This window comes from Pseudoalteromonas sp. SWXJZ94C (assembly GCF_015864385.1).
In the GTDB taxonomy this organism is placed as follows: Bacteria; Pseudomonadota; Gammaproteobacteria; order Enterobacterales; family Alteromonadaceae; genus Pseudoalteromonas.
On record NZ_JADYXF010000040.1, the window covers coordinates 22,544 to 48,921 of the forward strand.

The 26,378-nt window shown below is 36.7% G+C and carries 24 protein-coding genes and 1 tRNA gene; 12 read left to right on the plus strand and 13 right to left on the minus strand.

The window, feature by feature from the left end; genetic code table 11:
* The first annotated feature begins 6 nt into the window (after positions 1–6).
* Together I6F65_RS16260 and csrA are read left to right on the plus strand one after the other, a co-directional pair.
* Positions 7–1,224 (plus strand): aspartate kinase, encoded by a 1,218-nt coding sequence (locus tag I6F65_RS16260; RefSeq protein ID WP_166108900.1) that lies wholly within the window; start codon positions 7–9, stop codon positions 1,222–1,224.
* Positions 1,225–1,314: 90 nt separating this feature from the next.
* Positions 1,315–1,506 carry a carbon storage regulator CsrA gene (gene csrA, locus I6F65_RS16265; protein WP_004587515.1) on the plus strand — a complete coding sequence of 64 codons (192 nt, stop codon included), beginning with the start codon at positions 1,315–1,317 and terminating at the stop codon, positions 1,504–1,506.
* A gap of 51 nt (positions 1,507–1,557) precedes the next feature.
* On the opposite strand, the gene I6F65_RS16270 is transcribed toward csrA, so the two are convergent.
* From I6F65_RS16270 to I6F65_RS16280, 3 genes are all read right to left on the minus strand, one after another.
* A complete protein-coding gene (locus I6F65_RS16270) occupies positions 1,558–2,025 on the minus strand; it encodes a YcxB family protein (protein ID WP_197113941.1) in 468 nt (155 codons plus the stop codon).
* A 133-nt stretch (positions 2,026–2,158) separates the two neighbouring features.
* Positions 2,159–2,350 carry a hypothetical protein gene (locus tag I6F65_RS16275; RefSeq protein WP_024612200.1) on the minus strand — a complete coding sequence of 64 codons (192 nt, stop codon included), beginning with the start codon at positions 2,348–2,350 and terminating at the stop codon, positions 2,159–2,161.
* Between the two features lie 58 nt (positions 2,351–2,408).
* The gene (locus I6F65_RS16280) at positions 2,409–2,582 is read right to left on the minus strand and encodes a DUF1328 family protein (protein ID WP_006794345.1); all 174 of its coding nucleotides are present in this window, start codon (positions 2,580–2,582) and stop codon (positions 2,409–2,411) included.
* A 520-nt stretch (positions 2,583–3,102) separates the two neighbouring features.
* Here I6F65_RS16280 and I6F65_RS16285 point away from each other — a divergent pair.
* From I6F65_RS16285 to I6F65_RS16305, 5 genes are all read left to right on the plus strand, one after another.
* The gene (locus tag I6F65_RS16285) at positions 3,103–3,345 is read left to right on the plus strand and encodes an OadG family protein (RefSeq protein ID WP_007583814.1); all 243 of its coding nucleotides are present in this window, start codon (positions 3,103–3,105) and stop codon (positions 3,343–3,345) included.
* 11 nt (positions 3,346–3,356) lie between these two features.
* On the plus strand, positions 3,357–5,138 hold the full coding sequence (gene oadA, locus I6F65_RS16290) for a sodium-extruding oxaloacetate decarboxylase subunit alpha (protein WP_197113943.1): 1,782 nt from the start codon (positions 3,357–3,359) through the stop codon (positions 5,136–5,138).
* A 13-nt stretch (positions 5,139–5,151) separates the two neighbouring features.
* Positions 5,152–6,282 carry a sodium ion-translocating decarboxylase subunit beta gene (locus I6F65_RS16295; protein WP_166108902.1) on the plus strand — a complete coding sequence of 377 codons (1,131 nt, stop codon included), beginning with the start codon at positions 5,152–5,154 and terminating at the stop codon, positions 6,280–6,282.
* Between the two features lie 140 nt (positions 6,283–6,422).
* Positions 6,423–7,394: an aldo/keto reductase family oxidoreductase gene (locus I6F65_RS16300; protein ID WP_166108903.1), complete on the plus strand. Its 972-nt coding sequence runs from the start codon at positions 6,423–6,425 to the stop codon at positions 7,392–7,394.
* 13 nt (positions 7,395–7,407) lie between these two features.
* Positions 7,408–7,581 (plus strand): hypothetical protein, encoded by a 174-nt coding sequence (locus I6F65_RS16305; RefSeq protein ID WP_166108904.1) that lies wholly within the window; start codon positions 7,408–7,410, stop codon positions 7,579–7,581.
* Positions 7,582–7,724: 143 nt separating this feature from the next.
* Here the strand turns inward: I6F65_RS16305 and I6F65_RS16310 are convergent, their stop codons facing one another.
* A complete protein-coding gene (locus I6F65_RS16310) occupies positions 7,725–9,038 on the minus strand; it encodes a peptidoglycan DD-metalloendopeptidase family protein (protein WP_024612203.1) in 1,314 nt (437 codons plus the stop codon).
* A gap of 323 nt (positions 9,039–9,361) precedes the next feature.
* On the opposite strand from I6F65_RS16310, the gene tyrS reads away from it, so the two are divergent.
* Positions 9,362–10,561 carry a tyrosine--tRNA ligase gene (tyrS, locus tag I6F65_RS16315; RefSeq protein ID WP_166108905.1) on the plus strand — a complete coding sequence of 400 codons (1,200 nt, stop codon included), beginning with the start codon at positions 9,362–9,364 and terminating at the stop codon, positions 10,559–10,561.
* A gap of 87 nt (positions 10,562–10,648) precedes the next feature.
* Here tyrS and I6F65_RS16320 read toward each other — a convergent pair whose 3' ends face one another.
* From I6F65_RS16320 to folE2, 4 genes are all read right to left on the minus strand, one after another.
* Positions 10,649–11,593, minus strand: coding sequence for a cobalamin biosynthesis protein (locus I6F65_RS16320; protein ID WP_197113945.1), 945 nt, complete (start codon positions 11,591–11,593; stop codon positions 10,649–10,651).
* Positions 11,594–12,301, minus strand: coding sequence for a 5'-methylthioadenosine/S-adenosylhomocysteine nucleosidase (mtnN, locus tag I6F65_RS16325; RefSeq protein ID WP_197113947.1), 708 nt, complete (start codon positions 12,299–12,301; stop codon positions 11,594–11,596).
* Between the two features lie 130 nt (positions 12,302–12,431).
* Positions 12,432–13,028 (minus strand): DUF2726 domain-containing protein, encoded by a 597-nt coding sequence (locus tag I6F65_RS16330; protein WP_024612207.1) that lies wholly within the window; start codon positions 13,026–13,028, stop codon positions 12,432–12,434.
* Positions 13,029–13,141: 113 nt separating this feature from the next.
* Entirely contained in the window at positions 13,142–14,062 is a 921-nt protein-coding gene (gene folE2, locus I6F65_RS16335; RefSeq protein ID WP_024612208.1) for a GTP cyclohydrolase FolE2, read from the minus strand.
* Positions 14,063–14,295: 233 nt separating this feature from the next.
* Here folE2 and arcB point away from each other — a divergent pair, with 233 nt between their 5' ends.
* A complete protein-coding gene (arcB, locus tag I6F65_RS16340) occupies positions 14,296–16,614 on the plus strand; it encodes an aerobic respiration two-component sensor histidine kinase ArcB (RefSeq protein ID WP_024612209.1) in 2,319 nt (772 codons plus the stop codon).
* Positions 16,615–16,631: 17 nt separating this feature from the next.
* On the opposite strand, the gene arcA is transcribed toward arcB, so the two are convergent.
* The 4 genes from arcA to trmB all read right to left on the minus strand — a co-directional run bounded on the left by arcA (position 16,632) and on the right by trmB (position 21,555).
* Entirely contained in the window at positions 16,632–17,348 is a 717-nt protein-coding gene (arcA, locus tag I6F65_RS16345) for a two-component system response regulator ArcA (RefSeq protein ID WP_024612210.1), read from the minus strand.
* Positions 17,349–17,841: 493 nt separating this feature from the next.
* Complete coding sequence (locus tag I6F65_RS16350) at positions 17,842–19,446, minus strand: sensor histidine kinase (RefSeq protein ID WP_197113949.1); 1,605 nt, start codon at positions 19,444–19,446, stop codon at positions 17,842–17,844.
* 299 nt (positions 19,447–19,745) lie between these two features.
* A complete protein-coding gene (locus I6F65_RS16355) occupies positions 19,746–20,771 on the minus strand; it encodes a methyltransferase (RefSeq protein ID WP_024612212.1) in 1,026 nt (341 codons plus the stop codon).
* Positions 20,772–20,829: 58 nt separating this feature from the next.
* Positions 20,830–21,555, minus strand: coding sequence for a tRNA (guanosine(46)-N7)-methyltransferase TrmB (trmB, locus tag I6F65_RS16360; protein WP_197113950.1), 726 nt, complete (start codon positions 21,553–21,555; stop codon positions 20,830–20,832).
* A gap of 161 nt (positions 21,556–21,716) precedes the next feature.
* On the opposite strand from trmB, the gene mutY reads away from it, so the two are divergent.
* Both mutY and I6F65_RS16370 read left to right on the plus strand, forming a co-directional pair.
* A complete protein-coding gene (mutY, locus tag I6F65_RS16365; RefSeq protein WP_197113953.1) occupies positions 21,717–22,778 on the plus strand; it encodes an A/G-specific adenine glycosylase in 1,062 nt (353 codons plus the stop codon).
* A gap of 33 nt (positions 22,779–22,811) precedes the next feature.
* Positions 22,812–23,084, plus strand: a complete 273-nt coding sequence (locus I6F65_RS16370; protein WP_024612215.1) for an oxidative damage protection protein — start codon at positions 22,812–22,814, stop codon at positions 23,082–23,084.
* Between the two features lie 56 nt (positions 23,085–23,140).
* Here the strand turns inward: I6F65_RS16370 and I6F65_RS16375 are convergent, their stop codons facing one another.
* Positions 23,141–25,918 carry an ATP-binding protein gene (locus tag I6F65_RS16375; RefSeq protein ID WP_197113951.1) on the minus strand — a complete coding sequence of 926 codons (2,778 nt, stop codon included), beginning with the start codon at positions 25,916–25,918 and terminating at the stop codon, positions 23,141–23,143.
* Between the two features lie 259 nt (positions 25,919–26,177).
* Here I6F65_RS16375 and I6F65_RS16380 point away from each other — a divergent pair.
* Positions 26,178–26,253, plus strand: a tRNA-Phe gene (locus I6F65_RS16380).
* Positions 26,254–26,378 lie beyond the last annotated feature (125 nt).

Sequence of the window (26,378 nt, forward strand, 5' to 3'; positions counted from 1 at the left end):
GTTTAAGTGGCACTCATTGTTCAAAAGTTCGGTGGCACTTCGGTTGGCTCAATAGAGCGAATTGAAGCAGTCGCCGACCTTGTTGTTAAAACCAGACAACAAGGACATCAAGTGGTTGTAGTGCTTTCGGCTATGTCGGGAGAAACCAACCGCTTAATTAATCTCGCCAAGCAAATCGATACTCGCCCGAGTAACCGTGAACTAGATGTACTAATTAGCACCGGAGAACAGGTTTCTATTTCTCTATTGGCTATGGCTATTATTAAACGTGGGCACTCTGCTGTGAGCTTATTAGCCGATCAAGTAAATATTCTTACCGACAACATGTTTGGTAAAGCCCGCATAGAAGATGTTGCCGCAACACGTTTAAAGCATGAACTCGAACATAATCGCATTGCTATTATTGCAGGGTTTCAGGGGCGTGATGTAGAAGGTAACATTACAACGCTTGGACGCGGTGGTACTGATACATCGGCTGTAGAAATTGCAGCAGCTATAAAAGCTGACGAGTGCCAGATCTACACAGACGTTGACGGCGTATATACTACAGACCCTCGTGTTGAACCTAATGCAAGACGATTAAGCCAGGTTACATTTGCTGAAATGTTAGAGCTGGCAAGTTTAGGGGCAAAAGTTTTGCATATTCGTTCAGTAGAAGCTGCAGGAAAGCATAATATGCCACTTAGGGTACTTTCTAGTTTTAGTCCTGACGATGGCACGTTAATAAGTTTTGAGGAAAGCGATATGCCAAGCAATGTAGTATCAGGAATTGCATTTAATCGTGATGAATGTTTAATTGAAGTAAAAGGTGTGCCAAGTGGTACACAATATATTGCAAAAATTTTGAAACTTTTTGCCGAAAATGGCATCGAAATAGATATGATTAATCAAGTTAATCATAACTTTGAAAAAATAGACTATGCTTTCACTGTGCACCTGAACGATTATCTGCAAGCGCTTGACTTAGTAACTGAGCAAAAAGCTCAGTTAAGTGCTCAACATGTTAGTGGATCAACAACGGTGGCAAAAGTGTCTGCCGTTGGTATGGGTATGAAATCGCATTCTGGTGTCGCTAGTTTATTTTTTGATGCATTAGCGCAAGAAAATATTAACGTAGTTTTGGTTTCTACTTCAGAGATTAAAATTTCAGTTTTGATAGACGAAAAGTACCTAGAGTTGGCAGTTCGTGCATTACATAAGGCATTTTTAACAGAAAATAGATAGTTTGGGAGTTTTTACTTACTTTTCAGTCTAATTTTCATTAAAATGTTTAGCGGAATCTTATAATTTTTACTAGAACATTGGAGCAATAGAATGCTAATACTAACTCGACGAGTAGGTGAAACCCTAATGATTGGTGACGAAGTAACCGTTACTGTTTTAGGCGTAAAAGGAAATCAAGTTCGAATCGGTGTTAATGCACCAAAAGACGTATCAGTGCATCGTGAAGAGATTTACATGCGTATACAAGCTGAAAAGTCTAACCCTAATCCGGGCAATGCTTAATCAACAAGTATAAATAACTGAGTAATTTACTGAGTTATATCAAAAAACCACTCATTGAGTGGTTTTTTTGTTTATAAAAGCGAGTGTTTCTGGACTAAGTATTTTTTTTGAAATGTACTGCATACCACTTTTATTTTTAATAATAATACCTTGCTGCGTATTTATTACTTCGCTTATGTCTTGCCATGTTAATTGAAAGCTTTTGTAATGATTAGCAGACTTAATACCGTCTTCATCAAAAGTAAGTGTTACCTCAGAGCCAGATGCTCTGCTAAGCATTTGCCTAGTTACCCACCAAGGTCTGCGATAGTAAAAAGCGACGCACTCAAGTACACCCAGCATGATCATAAAAGATCCTAAGTAATGATCGTTTAAACCATAAATGCCAAATAAACCAAGCGCGACGAGGAGTACAAGTAAAAAGTACTTAGGTTTTGCGCGCTTACTGTAAGGGAGTGACTCATCAAAGCACTCGTAAAAGTAGGGTTTATCAAGTGTGTAGGTTGTTGTAAATGCCATATTGCCTTACTTTAGGTATCGTTTTTTTTATTTTAACAAGCTAATCTCTAAATGAGCAGCTTTATAGTCAGTGATTTTATTACAGGCACAAAAAAACGGCCCGAAAGCCGTTTTTTTAGCGATACCAGAAGAATTAACAGTTAGTTTCTTCAGCGTTTACGCCTTCTTTAACATTTTCACACGTGTCTTCTACTTTATTTTGCACGTCTGTTACTGCTTCATCAATACGCTCACCTGCATCTTCTGCATGGTTGTCTTCACAACCCATGATGAAAAAACTTGCGAATAGACCGATTAGTGCTGCTTTTACAGTTGTTGAATTCATAATGTGATTCCTTGTAAGTGTTTATTAAATTTCAGTGTTTGTTAGTTGAATGCTTTATCTACCTGGGTGATTTACCACGTAGTGCACCTGAAACTAATGAGATCACTAAAAGTACTATAAAGATAAAAAATATAATTTTTGCTATACCAGCTGCGGCACCTGCGATGCCACCAAAACCTAACACTGCAGCGATTAAAGCAATAACTAAAAATGTGATTGTCCAGCGTAACATTGTTTTCTCCTTGGTTTATCAAATTTGCTCAAATATATTAATGCGAGTTACATGCCATATTTTATTTTTCTTTTATATCAATTGCTTATTCGTTTTAACTGTGTTTTAAGTTAGTGGCTAGTTAGTAACTTTTACGCTTTGTTATGTAAGTTATTCACACTGTTACAAATTATTGGTAAATATTCATTGAGGATAATATTCTTGGTAAGACCAATTAACAATTGATGTGTGTTTTTATGTTTATTTTGAAGTTTGACGTTTATTTTAATTAAGCTGAATAGTTAATTAACAACTTCCATATAACTAATAGCTATAGTCGTTATTTCTTGTATGTATTGTAGAGCGCATGATTGCTGGGTTATGGCATGTAAATTAGTTGAGTGTTATGTTGTTTATAGTTTAATTGGTTTTACCAATTTACAAGATGTAGACAAAGCGACTAGTTTTGTTATTATTCAGTGAATAAATATTTAATTAAATCGATTTTTTATTTTCGATATGGGTTTCAAGGGGGAGAAAAATGGATATAGGTGCTCTACTCACAACGGCTGGTAGCTTAATGCTAACTGGTATGGTTGGGGTGTTTGTATTTCTGTCGATATTAATTGGTGCAGTAACGCTTATGTCTAATTTGGTGACGCGCTATAGCGAACCAGAGGCATCACCAGCTAAATCACCGTCTTTTAAATCTCAAGGTGTGCCAAATGAGCACATCGCTGCTATTAGTGCTGCCATTGCTCAGTACAAATCAAATAATAAATAAGGGGCACACACATGGCTAAATTAAAATTAACAGAATTGGTATTACGCGACGCGCACCAATCATTACTCGCAACACGTATGCGCCTAGACGATATGCTACCGATTGCTAGCAAGTTAGACGATGCAGGTTATTGGTCTATTGAATCGTGGGGTGGTGCTACATTCGATTCGTGTATTCGTTATTTAGGTGAAGATCCTTGGGAGCGTATTCGTGCGCTTAAAAAAGCGATGCCTAATACTAAACAACAAATGCTATTACGCGGTCAAAACCTATTGGGTTACCGCCATTACGCTGATGACGTAGTTGAAAAATTTGTAGAACGCGCACATAAAAATGGTGTTGACGTATTTCGTATATTCGATGCAATGAACGATGTGCGTAACCTAGAAACAGCGATTAAAGCGGCTATAAAAGTAGGCGCACATGCTCAAGGTACTATTTCGTATACTGTAAGCCCTGTTCATACACTTGATATGTGGTTAACTCTTGCTAAGCAATTAGAAGATTTAGGTTGTCACTCAATTTGTATTAAAGACATGGCGGGTTTATTAAAGCCGTACGATGCTGAAAAACTAATTAAAGCACTTAAAGAAACCGTGTCGGTTCCTATTGCTATGCAGTGCCACGCTACAACAGGTTTAAGTACTGCGACTTATCAAAAAGCGATTGATGCAGGCATTGACATGCTTGATACCGCTATTTCATCTATGAGTATGACTTACGGACACACCGCAACTGAAACTATTGTATCGATAGTTGAAGGAACTGAACGCGATACTGACCTTGATTTAAACCACCTAGAAGAAATTGCGGCTTACTTTAGAGATGTACGTAAAAAATATGCGGCATTTGAAGGTAGCTTAAAAGGGGTTGATGGTCGTATTTTACTAGCTCAAGTACCTGGTGGCATGCTTACAAACATGGAAAACCAACTTAAAGAGCAAGGCGCGGCAGATAAGCTTAATGAAGTTTTACTTGAGATCCCACGTGTACGTGAAGATCTTGGCTTTTTACCTTTAGTAACACCCACGTCGCAAATTGTAGGCACTCAAGCAGTACTTAATGTACTAACCGGTGAGCGTTATAAAACAATTACTAAAGAAACTGCTGGCGTATTAAAAGGTGAATATGGCTTAACACCTGCACCAATGAATAAAGAGCTACAAGAGCGTGTGCTTGATGGAGTAGAGGTTATTACTTGTCGCCCTGCAGATAACATTGCACCAGAGCTTGCAACGCTTGAAGCTGAATTATTAAAAGAAGCGCAAGAGCAAGGTTTAACACTTGCTGATGAGCAAATTGATGACGTACTAACTTATGCATTATTTCCACAAGTTGGTTTGAAGTTTATTAAAAATCGTAATAACCCTGATGCATTTGAGCCTATTCCTACTGTTGAAGATAAGAGCAATAAGATAGCACCAAAATCAGGCTCAAATAATAGTAGCGTTAAAGCTGAGCAATACAGCGTAAAAGTAGACGGTAAAGTTTACGACGTAGTTGTAGCGCAAGGTGGTGAACTCAAAGAAGTAACTTTAAAGGATTCTGAGCACATTCCTCAGTCTGCATCGGTTGCATCGGGCGAAACACTTAATGCACCTTTAGCAGGTAATATTTTTAAAATTAAAGTAAAAGCTGGGCAAGTTGTTAACGAAGGTGATGTAGTGATTATTATGGAAGCCATGAAAATGGAAACTGAAATACGCGCAATGCATACCGGAACAGTTGCTGAAGTGTTAGTTGGTGAAGGCGATGCTGTATCTACTGGCGACGCTATGATTGCATTAGCTTAGGAGTAAATAGAGGATGGAAGGTATTTTAAACCTCTGGAATGCTACTGGCATTGCTAACTTTACAATCCCATCGTTAATAATGATTGCGGTAGGGTGTTTATTACTGTTTTTAGCGATAGTTAAAGGCTTTGAACCACTATTACTATTACCTATTGGTTTTGGTGCAATTTTAACAAATGTACCTGTGGCAGGATTGTCAGACCCAGGTGGGCTTTTGTATTACGTTTATTATGTGGGTATTGATACGGGGATTTTTCCGCTGCTGATATTTATGGGAGTAGGGGCGCTGACTGACTTTAGCGCACTTATTGCAAACCCACGTATGTTGCTATTAGGTGCGGCTGCACAATTTGGTATTTTTGCTACACTGTTTGGCGCTATATTACTTAATTATGTGCCAGGCTTTGAGTTTACCCTACAGGATGCATCGGCTATTGCCATTATTGGTGGTGCAGATGGACCTACTGCAATATTTTTAGCATCCAAACTGGCACCCGATTTACTTGGTGCAATAGCGGTAGCTGCATACTCATATATGGCACTTGTGCCAATTATTCAGCCGCCAATTATGCGTGCATTAACAACCCCAGAAGAACGTAAAATAAAGATGCCAGAGCTTCGTAAAGTATCTAAAAAGGAAAAGATTATTTTCCCTCTTATGGTACTGAGTTTAACGGCTATGTTTTTACCGGCTGCTATACCGCTTGTAGGTATGTTTTGTTTAGGTAACTTAATGCGAGAGTCGGGTGTTGTAGATAGATTAAGTAACAGTGCTCAAAACGAAATCATCAACGTTACAACTATATTTTTAGGTTTAGCTGTAGGTTCAAAGCTTGCTGCAGATAAGTTTTTAACTGTTGAGACGATTGGTATTTTAGTACTTGGCGCACTTGCGTTTGCAATTGGTACGGCATCGGGCGTATTTATGGCAAAAGGGCTTAATCGCATATCTAAAACACCTATAAACCCATTAATTGGTGCGGCGGGTGTGTCTGCTGTGCCAATGGCGGCACGAGTAGTAAATAAAGTAGGCCTTGAAAGCAATCCTCATAACTTTTTACTTATGCATGCAATGGGACCAAATGTTGCGGGCGTTCTTGGTAGTGCCGTAGCCGCAGGTATTTTATTAGCACTTGTTGGCTAATAATTAACTTGGTAATTAATAAATGATTTAGCGCAGTTTACTGCGCTTTTTTTTGCTTTTTATTTCCATCGCTTAATGGTTTCTTGTTTAGTACTTTTTGTTTACAGTAACAACTCTTCGCAATTTTAAGGATAGTCATAATGCTTCATAGACCTTTGGCAAAATATTTACCAAATGTTAGTAAACTAGTATTTGGTTGCATGGGGTTAGGCGGCGGTTGGAATAAAGACGCTATTAATAGCTCGCATATTAAGCAAGCACACGACTGTATAGATCATGCTATTGAAGGCGGTATTAACTTTTTTGATCACGCTGATATTTATACATTTGGCAAAGCCGAACAAGTATTTGGTAAAGCATTAAGTGAGCGACCAGATCTTAGAGAGCATATGTATATTCAATCTAAGTGCGGAATTAAATTTGAAGATGAGCATGGTCCAAAGCGTTATGATTTTTCGGCTGACTGGATTGAGCAATCAGTGGAGGCATCTCTAAAGCGGTTAAATACAGAGTACTTAGATATACTTATGCTGCACAGACCTGATCCGCTAATGGAAGTAGAAGAAATAGCTCAAGTATTTAGCTGCTTAAAAGAAAGCGGTAAAGTACGTCACTTTGCAGTGTCTAATATGCAGCAACATCAAATGAACTTTTTACAGCACGCACTTGATATGCCAATAGTCGCTAATCAAATTGAAGCGAGCTTACAAAAACATCAGTTTGTTGATGAAGGTGTTTATGCTGGAAATGTAGATGGCAAAAATATTAACTTTACATCAGGTAGTATTGAGTATTGTCGCCACTTTGATATTCAAATTCAAAGCTGGGGGAGTTTATGCCAAGGGCTTTATACTGGTAGTGATTTATCTAATGCGTCGCAGGCAGATATAAACACCAGCCTTTTAGTTAATAAGCTGGCTGCGCTTTATGGCACCTCTGCTGAAGCTATTGTAATTGCTTGGTTGCTTCGCCATCCAGCTTCTATTCAACCAATTATAGGAACGACTAATGCTAAGCGCATTAAAGCCTCTTGTGATGCTGTTAACGTAGAGCTAACTCGTGAGCATTGGTATGCACTTTATGTAAGCGCTAAAGGTCATGAATTACCATAAGTAGGGTATTGATATGAATATATTTGTTATTTTAATAAGCTTGTTTGTAGCACTGGTTATACTTATACCGTTACTTGAAAAGTATCAAAGTAAAATAGGGCTTGATGGGGCAGCTAAATATAGTAAATATATTTGGCCCTTAGTGATGGTGTCTTTAGTAATTCAGCTTATCTATGTACTGTATTAACCCATATAAATTAAAATAATTTAACGGGTTAAGCCGCTACTATATTTAAGCTTATGGGTATTAATAAAGTAGCTAAATAATATATACAAAAAGCCTTTGCAGATTAACTCCGCAAAGGCTTTTTTATTTTTTATAAGTGAGTTTTACTTAAGTGCTAATTGTAGCTCACGATTACGTTCAAGCTGAGCAATAAAGTTATCAGCAATTGGCTTAAACTTAGCAAGTTCTGAGCGCGGTAATGGCTCTGACTTAGGTAGTTTTACTGTTTTAGGGTTGCGATGAACGCCATTTACTAAAAATTCGTAGTGTAAATGTGCGCCTGTAACTCTACCCGTAGATCCTACAGTACCAATTTGTTGGCCTTGTTTAACTTTTTGACCTGTTTTAACTAGCTTTTTATTTAGGTGCAAGTACTTAGTTACATACTGCGTACCATGGCTGATAAATACATAGTTGCCATTATATTTACTGTAACCTGCTTTAATTACTTTACCATTTCCCGATGCAACAACTGGTGTGCCTGTACGAGCTGCAAAATCGATACCACGGTGAGCTCTAACTTGTCCTGTAACTGGGTGTAAACGTTTAGGATTAAAGCTTGAGCTTATATATTTAAAATTAACTGGGGCGCGTAAAAACGCTTTTTTCATACTACGGCCTTCAGGAGTATAAAAACTACCATCTGTATGGCGAATAGCAGCAAAGCGTTGACCTTGGTTAATAAATTCAGCGGCAATAATTTTGCCAGTGCCAATAAATTCACCATCTACGTAATGAGATTCGTAAATTAAACCAAACTGATCACCTTTACGAATGTCGTTCGCAAAATCTACATCCCAGCCAAATATATCAGCAAAGTTCATTATTTGGCGTTCGCTTAAACCAGCTGATATAGCTGAGGTCCAAAAATTACTAGAAATTTCGCCACCGGCTGTTTTAGTCAGAGTTTCAATTTCTTTGCTATCAATGGCTGTATCGTAATTACCTTCATCATTTAAGGTAACAAATAAGGTGTCAGTTTTAGATATCACATAACGCAGCTGAGCGAGATCGCCATTTTCAGCGGTTGCAAAACTTAATACTTCACCTGGATGAATTTTGGTGAGTTTGCGCGTTTCTGCATTAGTGTTAACTAGTTTATAGAGCGTTTGTGCCGAAAATCCAGCACGTTTAAAGATAATAGCTAAATTGTCACCATTCTTAACTTGGTGATCGACTAGGTCGTATTCTGGTAGCTTTTCTGCCGCTTGTTCTGAATTTAACTCGGTAAGTTTTTCGTTGTTATCAACTTTAACTTGTAAATCATAGCGCTTACCAATTTCTAGTGCGTTAACACTGTTGTCTTTGGATGCAGTCGCTTTTTCAGAAGGAAGAAAGGTCAAAGCAGTAATAGCAGAAACCAGACCTAAAATAAGCAATTTGTGTTTTTTGGGGAGCGTGTTAACCACGTGTACCATAAAGTGCCTTTTCCTGCTGTCAACATAATAAATACATAATATCTCAGGATATAACGAATAATGTACGAATACCAGTGTTTTGTAGATTTAAACTGGCGTCAAATTGCGCTAAAATTAGGGTTTGAAAGCCTTTTTTAACTGCATATTAAGCTGAGACTGTACTCTTTTTATTAAGTTGCATTAATCGTTTAAAAATTTATTTAAATTAGGTAAAAATTTGTTATGTTAGCAATATATATAAATTCGGTTTAAACCTTTTTAAACCGTGATTGCGCAAGTAACTAGTCGCCCCCTTCGTCGGCAGAATTTTGGAGTAATACACAGTGGATTTACAAACCGCTCTAGCAGAGATAAAACGCGGTGCAGAAGAAATATTAATTGAAGACGAATTAGTTGAAAAACTAAAGTCGGGTAAAAAGCTAAAAATTAAGGCTGGTTTTGATCCAACAGCACCTGATTTACACTTAGGTCACACTGTACTAATTAATAAAATGAAAACGTTTCAAGACCTAGGACATGAGGTTATTTTCTTAATTGGTGACTTTACCGGAATGATTGGTGACCCTACAGGAAAAAACGTAACGCGTAAGCCACTTACTCGCGAAGACGTACTTGCCAATGCTGAAACGTATAAAGAGCAAGTTTTTAAAATTCTTGATCCGGCTAAAACTACAGTTGCCTTTAACTCTACCTGGATGGAAAAGTTAGGCGCTGCGGGTATGATCAAATTAGCAGCAAATCAAACTGTAGCTAGAATGCTAGAGCGTGATGACTTTAAAAAGCGTTACGGTAGCGGTCAGCCAATTGCAATACATGAATTTTTATATCCATTAGTACAAGGGTGGGATTCTGTTGCACTTGAGTCTGATGTTGAGCTTGGTGGTACTGATCAGCGTTTTAATTTACTTATGGGGCGTGAGCTGCAAAAAGTAGAAGGTCAAAAACCGCAAACAGTATTAATGATGCCATTACTTGAAGGGACTGACGGCGTTCAAAAAATGTCTAAGTCGCTTGGTAACTACATTGGTATTACTGATGCACCGAACGATATGTTTGGTAAAATAATGTCTATTAGTGATGTACTAATGTGGCGTTACTATGACTTGTTAAGTGCACTTTCAATTGAAGAGATTGCAGCTCAAAAAGAGCGTGTTGAGCAAGGTACTAATCCACGCGATATTAAAATTGAACTAGCTAAAGAGTTAATTACTCGTTTTCATAATGCACAAGATGCACAAGCCGCTCATGACGATTTTATTCAACGCTTTCAGAAAAAAGCGTTACCAGATGAAATCCCAGAAGTGACTGTAACGATTGATCAAGACACTATATTAATTGCTAACTTACTTAAAGAAGCAAATTTAGTGGCAAGTACGTCAGAAGCTATGCGCATGATTAAGCAAGGTGCAGTTAAACTTAACGGCGAAGATAAAATTACAGACACCAAACTTGAAGTAGCAAAAGGTACAACGGCTATTTACCAAGTAGGTAAACGTAAGTTTGCAAACATTACCATTGCTTAATACCGCAGGTAATAAACAAAAACCAGCTTAGGCTGGTTTTTTTGTGTTTGTATTTTAGAGGGGTAAATAATTTTTAGAAAATAGGCACTAAACCACTTTTAATATTTCAACAGCCACAATGACTAATAGCCAAAATGCACGAGCTTGATTTAATCTGTTAATTATTACGGGTACATCGTCAGCAGTGGGAAGCCTATCAGTACCAATACGCATTTTATTAAAGCGTGCACCAAAATAGACTGCGGGTCCGCCTAGTTGTACACCAAGTGATGCTGAGCATGCGCTTAGTAACCAACCAGTATTTTTTTGATAAAAGTGCCTGCCATAATGCTTTATGTAATGCATGCTTTGTTTGGTTGCTTTACTTGCTGCAATAGTCAGGGCAAGTAAGCGCATAGGAATAAGCTCTATAACAAAAATAATTATTTTCAATGGTTTTAAAAAAGGGCTATTAGGTGCTATTTCATTTCGCCATGCTTGCTGGATTAAAGTTAGTAATCTATAGGCAAGTGCAGCAATAGGACCCAATATTAAAAATATAAATATAACGACAAAATAGTAACGTGCGGTTCGCAGTATTAAACTCTCTATTAACGCTTTAATAATTCCTGGAGCTGAAAGCTTACTCACATCACGCGCGAGTAAAGGCTTTAATAATTCGCGAGCTGTAGATTTTTGATTTTGCTTAGTTAGTTTTGCAATACGCAGTGCTTTTTTATCAATAATTTTACTCTCTAAACATAAGTATAAAATAAGCCCCGCAAGTAGTTCAGGGTAAAAAGCAAATTCTAATAGTAGAATAATAATAGTGAGGATAATGCTTAAAATAAGTGTGCTTGCCAGCAATGAGGATAAGTACTGATAGCTATTGGGTTCTTTGCTTTTATATATTCGTTTACCAATTGCGTTAAAAACAGCAACTAAAGCGGTATTAGGATGATACCAACTTACTAATGGTAAAAAGCGCTCAGCAAGGAGCGCTACAATAAATGCAATAAAGTCCAAATGATTTTGAACAATATTGCTTAGCATTTATAGCTTAACTGCTGTTAACTTTTCAAGAAGTGCTACAACCATTTTAGATGAGTTGATTGACGCGGTTTCTAGGTACTCTTCAAATGATTGTGGTGACTCTTTACCAGCAATATCAGACATAGAGCGAATAACAACAAATGGTGTATTAAGTGCAAAACATGTTTGCGCGATAGATGCGCCTTCCATTTCAACAGCAAGCATTGTTGGGAAATCGCTACGTGCTTTATCAATACGTACAGGGTCACACATAAATGTATCGCCAGTACAAATTAAGCCAACTAAGGTTTTTACTTCACTAATTTGTGCAATTGTTTGCTGCGCGGCTTCAACCAATTTAGGGTGAGCAATAAAAGCAGGTGGCATTTGTGGTACTTGACCTATTTCATAACCAAATGCTGTTACATCTACATCGTGGTGACGAACTTCTGACGAAATTACTACATCGCCTACGCTTAGCGATGGGTCAAACCCACCGGCAGAGCCAGTGTTAATAACACAATCAGGCTTAAAGTTATCGATAAGTAGTGTGGTAGCAATAGTTGAAGCTACTTTACCAATACCAGATTGAACGAGTGTTACTGTATTACCAGCAAGTTCGCCAGTATAAAAAGTAAAATCTGCTTTTGTTAAAATTTGTGGGTTTTGCATTGCTTCACGTAAAATTTTAACTTCTGGCTCCATTGCGCCAATAATACCAACGTTCATAGTTTTAAATTCCTGAGTTTGAATAAATTTATTATACGTGAAGTTAGTAATAAAAAACAAAAAAGCGAGCCGTTTTATGCAGCTCGCTTTGAATACTTTTAGGAGAGTATTTAATTAGGAAACAAAATTGTTAAATTTCAGCTAGGGCAGTTGTATGTGCTTTAGCTTGAGATGGTGAAAGTACGGCCGGTTTGTTTACGCGATTTCGAGCTGGGCGTTGTGCTTGCGAAGGTGCAGGCTTACCAAGTTTAAACATAATGGCATCGCGTACTTCTGAAGGACGGTATCCTGATTTTACTTTCATACGAATATGTGGAATACCCGCAGCTTCTAAAGCACCATTAACAAACCAATCTCGTTGTGCTTTATGTCCATCTTTGTTGGCGTTGTTAACTAAATCAACAGCAGCCACAATCGTCATTTTTTCTTTATCGATTAACACAAAATCAAGTTGTTTGTTTTTTGCTTTAGCAATTGCTGCGCGTTTAGATTTAGGAGATAAGCCTTCTTTACAGTCAATTACATCTATTAGCTTTACACGGCTAACAATTTTATATTGATCGCCTACAGCGCGTTCTAATAAGTTTAAAAAAGCACTTTCTACTTGTGTAAATACGCTTTGTTTGCGCGTAAAAGGATAAGGGTTTCCGCCGTCATCATTAAATTTTGACGCAACAATTGATGCACCTACGACTAATACTAAGATTGATAATAAAGCAAATTCCATACGATAACTCCATAACAACAAATTGACACTGCTTGAGTTAAGCAATTTATATGCCTAAACACAGGTGGTTATGAAATTATTATCGTATGGTTTATTTAAAGGTATTTTACCTATTATGCTTTGTAACCGTTGGTAATTCCTTTAACGGCAATTGCAACTGCATCATGGGCGTGTAGCGACTCATAATGGTTTATTTGCAACCAATAGTCTGCATATTTGTCACGCTCTAAAATTGCCTTTATTTTTCGGGCTGCATCTTCGCAAAACATTAAATTTTGACCATTTAAGCGAGCAAACTCTTGTTCATCTTCACGCTTTACAGCCGCTTGTACCGGTGTTTTAAGTTCATCTTCAAGAGTATTAATTAAGCTAACAACATCGAATTCATTAATATCGTTATCAAGTTTTACTTTTACATTCGCAATTGAGCGTTGAGAGTGAGGTGTTGCTACAATTCCTTGTGTTGTGCCAAGCCACTCGTGTACATCTTTTTGACTTAATGTTTCTTGATTAAACTTTTCGCTAAATGCATTCTGTATAAGCTGGCGCGCAAGTGCCGCAGAGCATGGGCAAGTTGATGAATAAGTAACATCAACACTCAGCTCATAACTAATAATATTATGCTCAATAGTACTCGTTAATATAATAGGGTAGCTTTTCCAACCTACTTTGCCGCTTAATAGTGATTTACGGCGCAGTGGCAGCTCAAACTTAAACTCAATTTGTGCTTTATCGCTCAAGTTTTCATGGCTGGCAATAAAAGAGTTTAGAGTGCCCGCTAATGTTTGTGGATTAACATGTTGCTCGGTTGATAGCGTATCTAGTGCCAAGTATAAGCGTGACATGTGAATGCCTTTAGCATCTTCTTTGTGTAAGTTAACAAAGGCGCGGGCTTTAGCATTAACAGTAACTGGGGATGTATCACGCGATTCAAAAATAAATGGCAACTCAATTTCAGCCATGCCAACCCAGTCTAATTTACCTGTTTGTAAGGCGGGTGCCGTGTCGGCTATATCGGGCATGTTGATTTGCATGGTATGTTACTCGTTATTGGCAATGATAATGCGCCGCATTTTACACGAAATAATCACTAGCTGAAACGAGGACTTTTACCTGCGTTTACTTTCAAACATGAATTTTTTCTATTTTTATCACACAACATGAAAATAGCTAATAGAAAAATGCTAAAATCTGGCAAAATAGTATGTTTAGTAATTTGTACTGCCTCATTTATATTTAAGCACACAGCTAAGAGATAAACTTAACTATGACCGATTATTCTTTGAGCCCTTGGGTTCGAGTTCTTTCCAGCCTAATAACTCGATTTGGTGAGTTTAAAACTGCCGCTATTTGTTATGCGTTATTGCTAACCGCATCCCTTATTTTATCAAGCATGTTTTATTATGTTGCAGTAGGTGAAATTCATTTAGTTGATATTTTAGCTGTGATATTTTTTACAGCAGTGGTTTCTCCACTAATTATAAGCGTATTATTAAATTCAATTCGTCAATTAGATGCCTCATACGCTTACCTTGATAGCGCAACAAAACAAGAAAAGCTATTAAACCAAACACTTAAAGACAATATCAACCGTTTAAATATGGAGATAGATGAGCGTAAAATGGCATTTCATGCTAAACATCGCGCCATTGAAGAGTTGCGTAAAGAAATTGCTGAACGTAAAAAAACACAACAAGAACTTGCACAGCAAGGTATGTTACTGCGCTCTACTGTCGACTCATCCCCCGATTTATTTTATTACCGCGATAATAATGGTGTGTTTGCTGGTTGTAATAAAATGTTTGAAGAAGTTATGGGTAAAACCAGTGCTGAACTTATTGGTAAAACGGCGGAGCAAATTTTTCCAAGCGAATTTTTGTCTGATGTACTCGAAAGTGATAAAAAAGTAGAGCAGACTCATCAAGGTATTACTATCGACGTTGGGTATGACGTAGATGGTGAAAAGCGTTGGTTTGAGTTACGTAAATTACCTTTTATTAATGATGAAGGTGAATACATAGGCTTACTTGGCTTTGGGCGTGACATTACTAGTCGTAAAGAAGCTGCCCAAGCACTCGAAACTGCCTATAAAGATAAAGGTAAGTTTATTGCAACTCTTAGCCATGAATTGCGCACACCGTTAAATGGTATTGTTGGTTTAACGCGAATGCTGCTTGATACCGAATTAAACAAGCAGCAACGTAGTTGGGGTAATACTATTTTTTCGAGTGCTGAAACATTAGGTAATATTTTCAACGATATTATCGATCTTGATAAAATAGATAGAGATCAGCTCGATATAGCGACTAACCCTATTAATGTATCTGACTTTATTAATGATGTTGTTAACTTTGCAGGTCTGATTGCAGAGCAAAAAGAATTAGAGTTTAATATTGAACGCGATGGTGTGCTTGATGTTTACGCTCAACTCGACCCGACTCGTTTACGCCAAGTGGTTTGGAACCTTATTAATAACGCTGTTAAGTTTACTCAAAATGGCCAAGTTAAACTTGTTTGTAGTCGCGAAAATCGTGTTGAAGGTCCTTGGCTAATAATGAAGGTATCGGATACTGGGCAAGGTATTCCGCAAGAACAACTTCCACGTATATTCGATATGTATTATAAAGCACCTGATTTAAAAGGAACCAATGCAATAGGTTCAGGAATCGGCTTGTCAGTAACTAAAGCATTAGTTAGTGCAATGAAAGGGGTTATTACGGTAGATAGTAAGGAAGGCGAGGGAAGCTGCTTCACTGTGCAAATTCCACTAAACTTATGTATAGCTCCAACAGAGCAAAGCTATGTTGGTCGTGGCTTGTATATTTTATTAGTTGAGGATGTTCCGCTTAATGCTGAGATTGCAACTAACTTACTAGAGCAACGTGGGCACGAAGTGTTATGGGCTGAAACGGGTGAAGACGCACTCTCTTTTGTAGAAACTGAAGATGATTTAGATTTAGTCTTACTCGATATGCAATTGCCTGATATAAACGGCGATGAAGTGGCAAGACAAATTAGGGCTGATAGTCACTTTGATAAACTTCCAATAGTTGCACTTACTGCAAACGTGCGAAGCGCCGAAGAAGACCTTAAAGGTATATCTATACAAGGTGCGTTGGCTAAACCAATCAATACAGTAAAACTAGATAAAATGTTAGCCGACCTATTCGATATCAAAAAAGTTGAATGTGATAAACCACAATTAAAAGTGAGCGAAGAAGCACTTGTTGGAATTAACGCACATTTACTCGATGTTGAAACAATAGAAGACTTTGTTAATTCAATGGGCTTAGTTGTATTTAGACGCAGCAGCCAATTATTTGAAAAACTAAATCCGCAATATCAACAAGAGTTACTTACTTCATTAAATACAGGCGATAGAGAAGAGTATAAGTCTGTTGCGCATAAGCTTAAAGGAGCTGCAGGTTCTGTAGGCTTAAATGATGTGCAATTACATGCAAAAGTAATGGAGTATGGTGCTATTGATGAAACAGATGAAGTACTAAATGAGTGGTTGGAAGTATTAGCGGATAAAATAAATGAAGGACAAGAAGCCCTTCATTTATTTTTACAACAATTAGAGTAACGTAACGTTATTCTAATTTAGCTGTCGATTTTACCAATGAAGCGGTAACCTTCACCATGAATGGTGCTGATTAACTCAGACGTTGAGTTATCGCTTTCAAAGTGTTTACGAATACGGCGTATAGTAACATCAACAGTACGGTCGTTTGCACGAAGCTCACGCCCTGTCATATGTTTGATTAGTTGCTCACGGCTAAAAATACGACCTGGAGAATCAAGCATTAAACGCAATGCTCTGTATTCACCTTTAGGCAAACGCTTAGCATCACCACTTGGAGAAGTAAGGCAACGACTATTTTCGTCTAATTCCCAACCATTAAACGTAATAACACCATTTGTTTCTAATATTGACTCTTCACCACCTAAAGCAGTACGAGTAATTAGATTGCGAGCTCGAATAGTTAGCTCACGTGGGTTAAACGGTTTAGTGATGTAATCATCTGCACCGATTTCAAGACCTAAAATACGATCAACGTCGTTATCACGACCGGTTAAGAAAATAAGGCCTACTTTACGCTTTTGGCGTAATTCACGGGCTAAAATAAGACCGTTTTTACCTGGAAGATTGATGTCCATAACTACAAGATTGACGTCATCGTTATTTGTAAGCTTGTCATGCATATCATCGCCATCAATGGCTTCAATAACTTTGTAACCTTCAGCTTCAAATAAACTAACGAGGTTTAGTCGAGTTACGTCTTCATCCTCTACGATCAGAATGACTGGCGTTTGCATTATTAATTAACCTTTTTGGATTGTTTTACGTACAAAAAAATCGACGTTATTCAATAAAATCGATTACTAGAGATTATAAGATTATATCCAATTGTTAACAAGAAAAACAATTTGGATAAAAATAAAACAGTAGAGGAATCCAAAGTCTACCTAAAAAGGGCTGTGCAAAAGCTACTGTTTAATTGATATATTTACGGATGTAATTATTTGAACTAGGAAGTCGAAGCCATTTCCTTTAAAAATTGATACATCGATCAATCAGGTAAAGGTGCTTAAAATAATCAGACTAATTCAAATCGAAATTATATCATTTTTTAACCTTTCATCAATGTATGTGATATCGCAAAGATAATAAAGTTCATAAATTGCTAAGTATTAATTATTTAATGTAATTAAATAACATTACAAGTTTTATCACATGCCTTCTTAATGAGGTCATAAAATGTTAATTCAAGTATAAACTTAAAGTTTATACTTATTTAATGATATTTATTCAAGGTATTGTAATTATAAAGCGTGCACCGTGTTTTTCTTCCAAATCAAACAGAATTCGTCCGCCTAAAGCCTGAGTCACTAAATTATAGACAAGGTGCATACCAAGACCGCTTGCGCCTTGCCCTCTTTTTGAGGTTACGAAAGGATCAAAAATTCGATGTTTAACATTTTTATCCACGCCTTGACCATTATCACTGTAAATAATTGTTAATTTTTTATCCGTTAGTTCAACATCAATTTTGATTTCATTATTTTCAGTGCCAATAAAGCCATGCACAACAGAGTTGATTAGTAACTGCTGAAATACTTGCTGCAAAGGGTCTGACTTACTTTGCACTAATAAGTCGGTAGGACAGTTAACGGTTACTATAGGTTTTTTAGTAATAAGCTCTGATTGCACTGATGTTAAAACGTCACTAATGAGTTTATGAAGATTAATGCTTTTCTTAATTCCATCATCTTGAATAACCGCTACCTTTTTAAAGTTAGCAATTAAATCGGCAGCGCGGTTTAAGTTACGATAAATTAAATCTAAATTCTCGATGCCTTCATCAATAAATCGTTTTAATTGATTAGAGGTTAGGTTTTGATCGTTAAAGCTTATTTGAATATCAGCTAACTTATCCCTTAGTAATGTAGAGCCTGTAATCCCAAGTCCAATTGGTGTATTAACTTCGTGAGCAACACCGGCCACCATTTGCCCTAAAGATGCCATTTTTTCGTTTTCAACAATTTGAGTCTGATATTGATGCATTCGCTCTAAGGTCGACAGCAGTTCTTGATTGGCTTCTCTGAGTGCGATTGTGCGTTGATTTACTTTTTCTTCAAGGCTCTGGTTTAGCTGTTTTATTTCTTCTTTGTCTTTTTCGTGACGAGTAAGCTGTTTTTGAGTCCGGGCAAGCATTATATTTAGGCTATTTGAAAGTACCGTAATTTCTTTCACATTTGTTATAGGCGCACGCGCATCATAGTTATGATTTTTTGATACGTCTTGCAATAACATGCTCAAATGCTCAATAGGTTTTGCTATTCTTTTTTGTGTTTTTACAGCAATAAAATATACAACAACCAGTATTAATAAAGTTAGTAGCATATCAATTAATATTTTATGTTTTATATAAATATCAAGGCTTTCAAGGCTGCCTCGCATGTAAACATAGCCAATTAATTTTTCATTGTGAGAAATAGGGCGTATAAGCTCAATATATTCATTTGTTATACGTGGCTCAGCTAAATCATTAACACTGTCTATTCGAAGAGGAACAGGGGGCGTTTTTTTTGCATTAAAACTAATAAAAAACACTGGCTTCTGTGATGTTTTTTCAATTGTGTAAATATGAATGTTTTTTATAAGGGGAATTTTATCAAATGACTTTAGGCGTTTTTCTTCTGTTTTCCTATCATCATTCGCAACAGATTTTCCAGCATCAAAAGCAACAATTTCAGAAAGAATAACAAGTTTATTAATTATTAATTGTTTTTGTTCTTTAACGCTTAAGTATGTAGAAATAGAAATAGATAACGACAGGCAAATAGCAGTTATGAGCATAATTAAATTTATTAATGCTTTACGAATGCTACTTTGATGTACTTTTTTAGGCATTATGTCATCGTCGCCTGAGTTATTTTCAATGTTCGAGAGTTTTAGTTTAGCAAAGACAAGAGAAAGTGGAGGAAAAAAACTAAATTAATCTTTATATTTTTCATCAGCTAGGGTGAGTACCTTAAATACTCACCTAATAATTAAAGTTGTTAGATTAAAATTCATTTAAACTAACTAGAATGTTATTGACTCAGGGCTCTAAAAAAGTATTTTTGCGTATCGGTGTAGTTTGGTATCTATACACTGTAATGATTAATTTATAGATATAACGACACTAATTTATCGCCGCTAATTTTTATTTAACTGCTATATACAGCAAATTTATTATTTTTGAACACGGTTTGGTAATTATCAAATTGTGTTTCTAAAATTGGCGGGTATTTTAAGAAGCTATTTGCCACAATATTCAATTTACCTAATTTAGTTAGATGCTGTTTAGCATTTGATAAAAACGCTTCAGCTACCGTGTAATCAGTAGAGATACCCGTGTGAAATGGTGGGTTACTAATTATTAAATCAAACTTTCCAGTAATGCTGTTAAGACCATCACTTAATATAGCTTCACCTTTGATGCTATTGAGCTTTAAAGTTTGCTCAGTGGCATAGGTAGCTAAAGCACTTACATCACTGCACAGAAAATCTAGTGCTGGATTTTTTAATCCTAAAAATGTAGCAATTAAGCCTGCACCACACCCAAAGTCGAGTACTTTACCTTGATTAAGTGTCGGTGCGTTTTCAAGCAGCACTTTTGTACCTATGTCTAAACCACCGTGATTAAATACACCAGGTACACTAATAGCTGTAAATTCTGTGTCGGCAACTGTTACTAAAAATTGCTTATGGTACTCAGTAATATCAAAGCTAGAGCGCTGTTTTATTTCAGAAAAAGAGTAAAGAACACAATGCCTTGCTGAATCAATTTTATTACTATAAACCGTTTTTCCTGCTAATTGTTTTTCAATCGATTTAACACCACTTTTATTTTCACCAACAACAAGTAGTTTAGCATCTGGTGTAATAATGGCTCGAATATTATCAAGCGCCATTAGCAGTTCAGGCTTTGATTTAGGGTAATAAAGAATAACTAAATCATAGTCATTACCTGTCATTATGTGATTTACACATATCTCAACATCTTTAGTGTTTTTAGCAAAAACGCCATTAGCGTGATTGTAACTAAATGCGGTTACTTTACTTTGTGGATTAAGTTTTTTAAGTTCGGTTAAAAAGCCATCCTGAGCAAAGTTGACCACCAAGATAGATTTCCCCGTTAGTTCCTCGCTATTTCGAAGTAACAGTGAACTTGGGTTGGTTAATATGCTCATAAATGACTTTGCCTTACAGTTTTTTAGTATTATTGATAAATTAAATAACAGTATTAAGTTATTTAGTACGTTCAAACATTAAATCCCATACGCCATGACCTAAACGATGGCCGCGTTGCTCAAATTTAGTGAGCGGACGCAAATCAGGGCGTGGAACATAGTCGTTCGTTTCAGATTGGTTTTTAAAACCAGGCGCTGCCTGCATTACTTCAAGCATATGCTCTGCGTAGTTTTCCCAATCAGTAGCCATATGAAAAACACCGCCCATTTTTAATTGCGAACGTAATTTTTCAACAAAATGGCCTTGTACAATACGACGTTTGTGATGGCGTTTTTTGTGCCAAGGATCTGGGAAAAATAATTGTAATGTTGTTAAGCTTTCTTCAGCAATACAATCGGCAAGTACTTCAACTGCATCGTGCTCAAAAATACGTAAATTAGTAATGCCAGCTTCGTCAGCATCCATTAAACAAGCACCAACACCAGGACGATGTACTTCAATGCCTATAAAGTTTAGATGTGGTGCATTTTTTGCCATCTCTACAAGTGACTTGCCCATACCAAAGCCAATTTCAAGCACTACATCATTGTTGTTGCCAAAAACCTCACTTAAATTAAGCATGCCGTTTTTATGCTCTAAGCCCATAGTTGGCCAGCATTTTTCAATTGCAGCAGCTTGACCTTTGGTCAATCGACCTTCGCGTTTTACAAAACTGCGAATAGTGCGGATGTATTTACCTTCTTGCTTAGCTTGCTCAAGATTACTGTTGGTTGATTCACTCATATTATTGGCCTGACAAAAACAATGTGTTTAAAAATGGTTGAGTATTATCCCTGACCAGCGCACCAATCACAAGGTTTAGCTGATTTAACAGCCCTCATAGCTTGATCTTTTTAATAACTGCAATAGACTGAGCCGCCATTGAGCATTAGTGAAAGTAAAATATTTTGGATTTAAATAAAGAACAATCAAATTGGTTTTCTAACCAAGTTGTTGATTGGTATCACCTTCATGGTCGAAAAACATTACCTTGGCAATTAGCAAAAACACCTTATAAGGTATGGGTGTCTGAAGTGATGCTGCAGCAAACTCAAGTAGTTACTGTAATTCCTTATTTTGAAAAATTTATGGAAAGCTTTCCCGATATTATTGCGTTAGCGAATGCGGATGAAGATCAGGTACTACATCATTGGACTGGTTTAGGTTATTACGCTCGTGCACGTAATCTACATAAAACAGCTAAAATAGTGCGCGATAAATATAATGGACAGTTTCCTACAACGCTTGAAGAAGTAATTGATTTACCTGGAATAGGGCGCTCAACTGCAGGTGCTGTATTATCGTTATCGCTAGGTCAGCATCATCCAATTTTAGACGGTAATGTTAAGCGAGTGCTAGCTCGCTTTTTTATGGTTGAAGGTTGGTATGGTGTTAAGAAAGTAGAAACTCAGTTATGGCATTTAAGTGAGCAGCTAACACCTAAAAATAATGTTACAGAGTTTAATCAGGCTATGATGGATTTAGGATCAAGCTTATGCTCTCGAAGTCGTTTTGATTGCCAAGCATGCCCGTTAAACTCACGCTGTGGCGCTTATAAAATGGGGGAAGTAAAAACATTTCCGCATTCAAAACCAAAAAAAGCGGTTCCTAAAAAGGTCTGCCACCAGTTAATCATTCAATGTGACAACAAAGTATTAATGGAAAAAAGACCAAATTCAGGAATTTGGGGAGGATTATTTGGTTTTTTTGAATTTAACGAACTTAACGAACTTGAAGTATTTATAGCACAGCAAGGGCTAGAAGCTAACTTAAGTGCGCTTGAGCCTTTTACACATGTATTTTCGCATTTTGAGCTGACTATTAATCCGCATGTCCTTAATATTAAAAATATTCCCGATGTAGTTAATGACAGGCCGTTAGTTTGGTATCCGTTAGATCAATCAGTTGAAGTGGGTTTGGCTGCCCCAACTAAAAAGTTGGTTAAACAAATTGCACCAATAGGTTAAACTATTGGCATTTAGCGCTAAAGAGAATCAATCATGGCACGTACCGTATTTTGTCAAAAGTTACAAAAAGAAGCCGAAGGTCTTGGATTTCAACTATATCCAGGTGAAATTGGTGAAAAGATTTTTAACAACATCTCTAAAGAAGCTTTTGCTCAGTGGCAACATAAGCAAACAATGCTTATAAACGAAAAGCATTTAAATATGATGGACCCAGAGCATCGCATATTTTTAGAAGAACAAATGGTTGGCTTTTTGTTTGAAGATAAAGATGTAGAAATTGAAGGTTATAGACCACCAGAAAAGTAATATTTTCTGAATTTTAAAAAAAAGGGCTATATAGCCCTTTTTTTATGCTCATTTATTTAATCAACCAGTTCGTCTTCTTGTTCAGCGATTTTAACTTGCTCTTTTAAAAATTGAGCTGCCTTTGAGTATTCAATTTCTAATTCATCTCTTAAATTAATTAACTCATCAGTTGTAAGTTCATCTTTTTTGCATTTCTCTTCAAAAGTACTGGCAAGGTCGGCAACCATTTGCGCACCAATTGTTTTTGAAATGGATTTTAATTGATGACAACCGTCAACTATTTCGTCTAAATCATTTATCATTACACCCGAGTTAATAGATTTAATTAAACTTTGGCTCTGCTCTAAATACATTTTGAAAAAGCGGACTTGTTTAGCTTTGTCTCCATCTACATATTTAGCAACTGCTTCCATGTCTATCGGTAGTGCCATATTTTGATGCGCCACTACATTTTGTCCTTGGTTTTGTTTGTTACTCCAGCGCTTCAATGTATCTTCTAAAGAATTTAGCTCTATAGGCTTTGTAATAAAGTCATTAATGCCTACCGCTAAACAGCGCTCTTTCTCGCCTTTTAAAGCATTTGCTGTAACAGCAATAATATGAGGTTGGGCATCAATGGAGTCTAACAGTTCGGCTTCATTACGGATTTTTTCGACCATATCGTAACCCGACATTTTAGGCATATGTAAATCGGTTAAAATAAGTGAGTAGTTACCTTTTCTCCACATATTAAGCCCTTCTTCACCGTCGTTAGCAACTTCGACCCCATAACCTAAAATATGCAGCTGATCAGTTAAAACCTGTTGGTTTAATAGGTTGTCTTCAACAAGTAGTATTAACTTATTAGCTTGACGAGCCTGTTCGGTGCTTAAAAAGTTATTAAGTGTTTTAGCTTTTTTAATTTGTTTTGGTTGATGCAAACCTGCTGCTACCAGTATCGAGAGCATAAAATTAGATTTACATAATGGTGCGGCATTAATATAAAAAATATTTTTATGGTTAATTGCCGCTTCGTCTAATTTACTTAACACAACAGCTTGTTGGTTGTTATCTTCTAAAGAGTAAAGTAAACGCCTTAAAAGCGCGTTGATAGCGTCCATATTATCTATGCCATCAACTACCCATATTATATCTGTATCATCTTGATGCTCTGCAATTTCTTGTTCATTATGGACATACGTTATTTTAGCGCCCATAAAAGATAGATAACGATACATGATTTTTTCGCGCTCAAGATGATTACTCACAACAACAATATGTTTGCCGTTTAATGCGCCTTTGTGAGCGTATTTAATCTTTCCTGAAGTGCTAAATGGCAACTCAACGATAAACTCACTACCAATACCAATATGGCTGGTAACGTTTATAGTGCCCAGCATTAATTCCGTTAAACTCTTACAGATTGATAAACCTAAGCCAGTACCGCCGTATTCTCGAGTAATTGAGTTTTCAGCTTGAATAAAGGGATTAAATATTTCGCGTAGTTGCGCTTGATTCATTCCTTTGCCGTTATCAGTTACACAAAAGCGTAAAGTAAAGTGATCAGCCGTGTTATGCGCCACTTCGACTGATATTTTCACGTGCCCTTGTATTTTTTCATCGGTGCTTGTGAATTTAATCGCATTACTACAAAGGTTATAGAGTACCTGGCGAACTCTTACCGTATCACCAGTAAGATTAATAGGGATATCAGGAGCTATTGATAGCTCTAAATCAAGCTCGCGCTTTTTAGCCACTGAAGAAAGTACTCGAGCAACCTCCTCAATAGTATCTGTTATTGAAAAAGGTGTGGGGTCTATATTTAATTTACCGGCTTCAATTTTAGAAAAATCTAAAATATCATCCAATATACTTAATAAAGAAAAGGCAGACTCACGGATAATAGTGCTTAAACGATGTTGTGCGCCATCAAGCTCTGTTTGACGCAATAAATCAATGGTACCAATAACCCCATTCATAGGGGTTCTGATTTCGTGGCTCATGGTCGCTAAGAAGGTTGTTTTGGTATCGTTTGCTCGCTCGGCTTTTAATGTTGCTTGTTCAAGTGCAACTGTACGGTTATGTACTTCTGTTTCTAAACCATTTTGGAGCTTTTGTAATTCTTTTTGTGAAGAGTCATTACTTGCCATTACAGTTTGAACTTTTTGCAGGAGCAAATTAATATTTTGAGCTACTACACCTAAACCAATATCTAAACGTTCGCTTACACTACTATTGTAATTATCCGTTTCGGTTATTTCTTGAAGTTCTTCGCTCAACAACCCAGTACTTTTACGCAAGCGAAAATTAATGTGCATATTAAATAATAAAGCTAATATAAATAGAGAGATTACACTGGCAATTGCAATTATATATGCAATAACTTGAGAATTTTGTGTACTTAATGCTGGTGGCGGCAGGTTTTGTTGAATGATTAACTCACCAATAGGTTGATCATTCAAAGTTAAAATATGATGTAAAATACCTTGTTCGACTAAATGCTCTTTTAATCCAGTTGAAGGGATTGCTGGTTTAGTGCTGCTGTAAACTAATTCTGCTTGTGACGTTGGGCTAAAACGGTACAGAGTATATTCTAAATCATCAGTTAATAACGATGTTAAATCAAGGAGTTGTTTTACTTTTCCCTGTCCATACATCGTTAAAGCATCGACCATCGGCAAGTCGAGTCTTGTTGCAAGCGTTGCTATATCGATAGGAGTTGCTATTTTTTCAGATTGTTCTTCATTTTGTAAGTAAAATGAATAGGCAACAATAGCGAGTGTTGTTACTGCAATGTTCATGATCAAAAAAAGTGGCAGTAAGCCTTTAACCGGTGAAGAGAATTTACTCTGCATTAATTGTTCCCGTTGGTATATGTTGGCTACGATAAGCTATTATCGTATTTTTCAAAGTGATCGTAACATTTACAAATATTAATTCACTACGGTTTTAGTCTGGTTTAATTATATTTATTATAGTTATAGTCTGGTTTTGTAGGAAAAATAAACGTTATTAATAAAAAATAGACTCAACTGGCTGAAAACCGTTCAAACAGTTATAAAGGGTAAAAAAAAAGTTGACTTGTAAGGGCAAAACTCGTTTAATACGCCGCACGCCCAGATAGCTCAGTCGGTAGAGCAGAGGATTGAAAATCCTCGTGTCCGTGGTTCGATTCCGCGTCTGGGCACCATTATTAAATAATAATGTTTGAAATCAATAAGATTTAATATTATTATACGTGCCTTAGCACACAGTTTTGTGTGCCGACTTAGCTCAGCTGGTAGAGCAACTGACTTGTAATCAGTAGGTCAACCG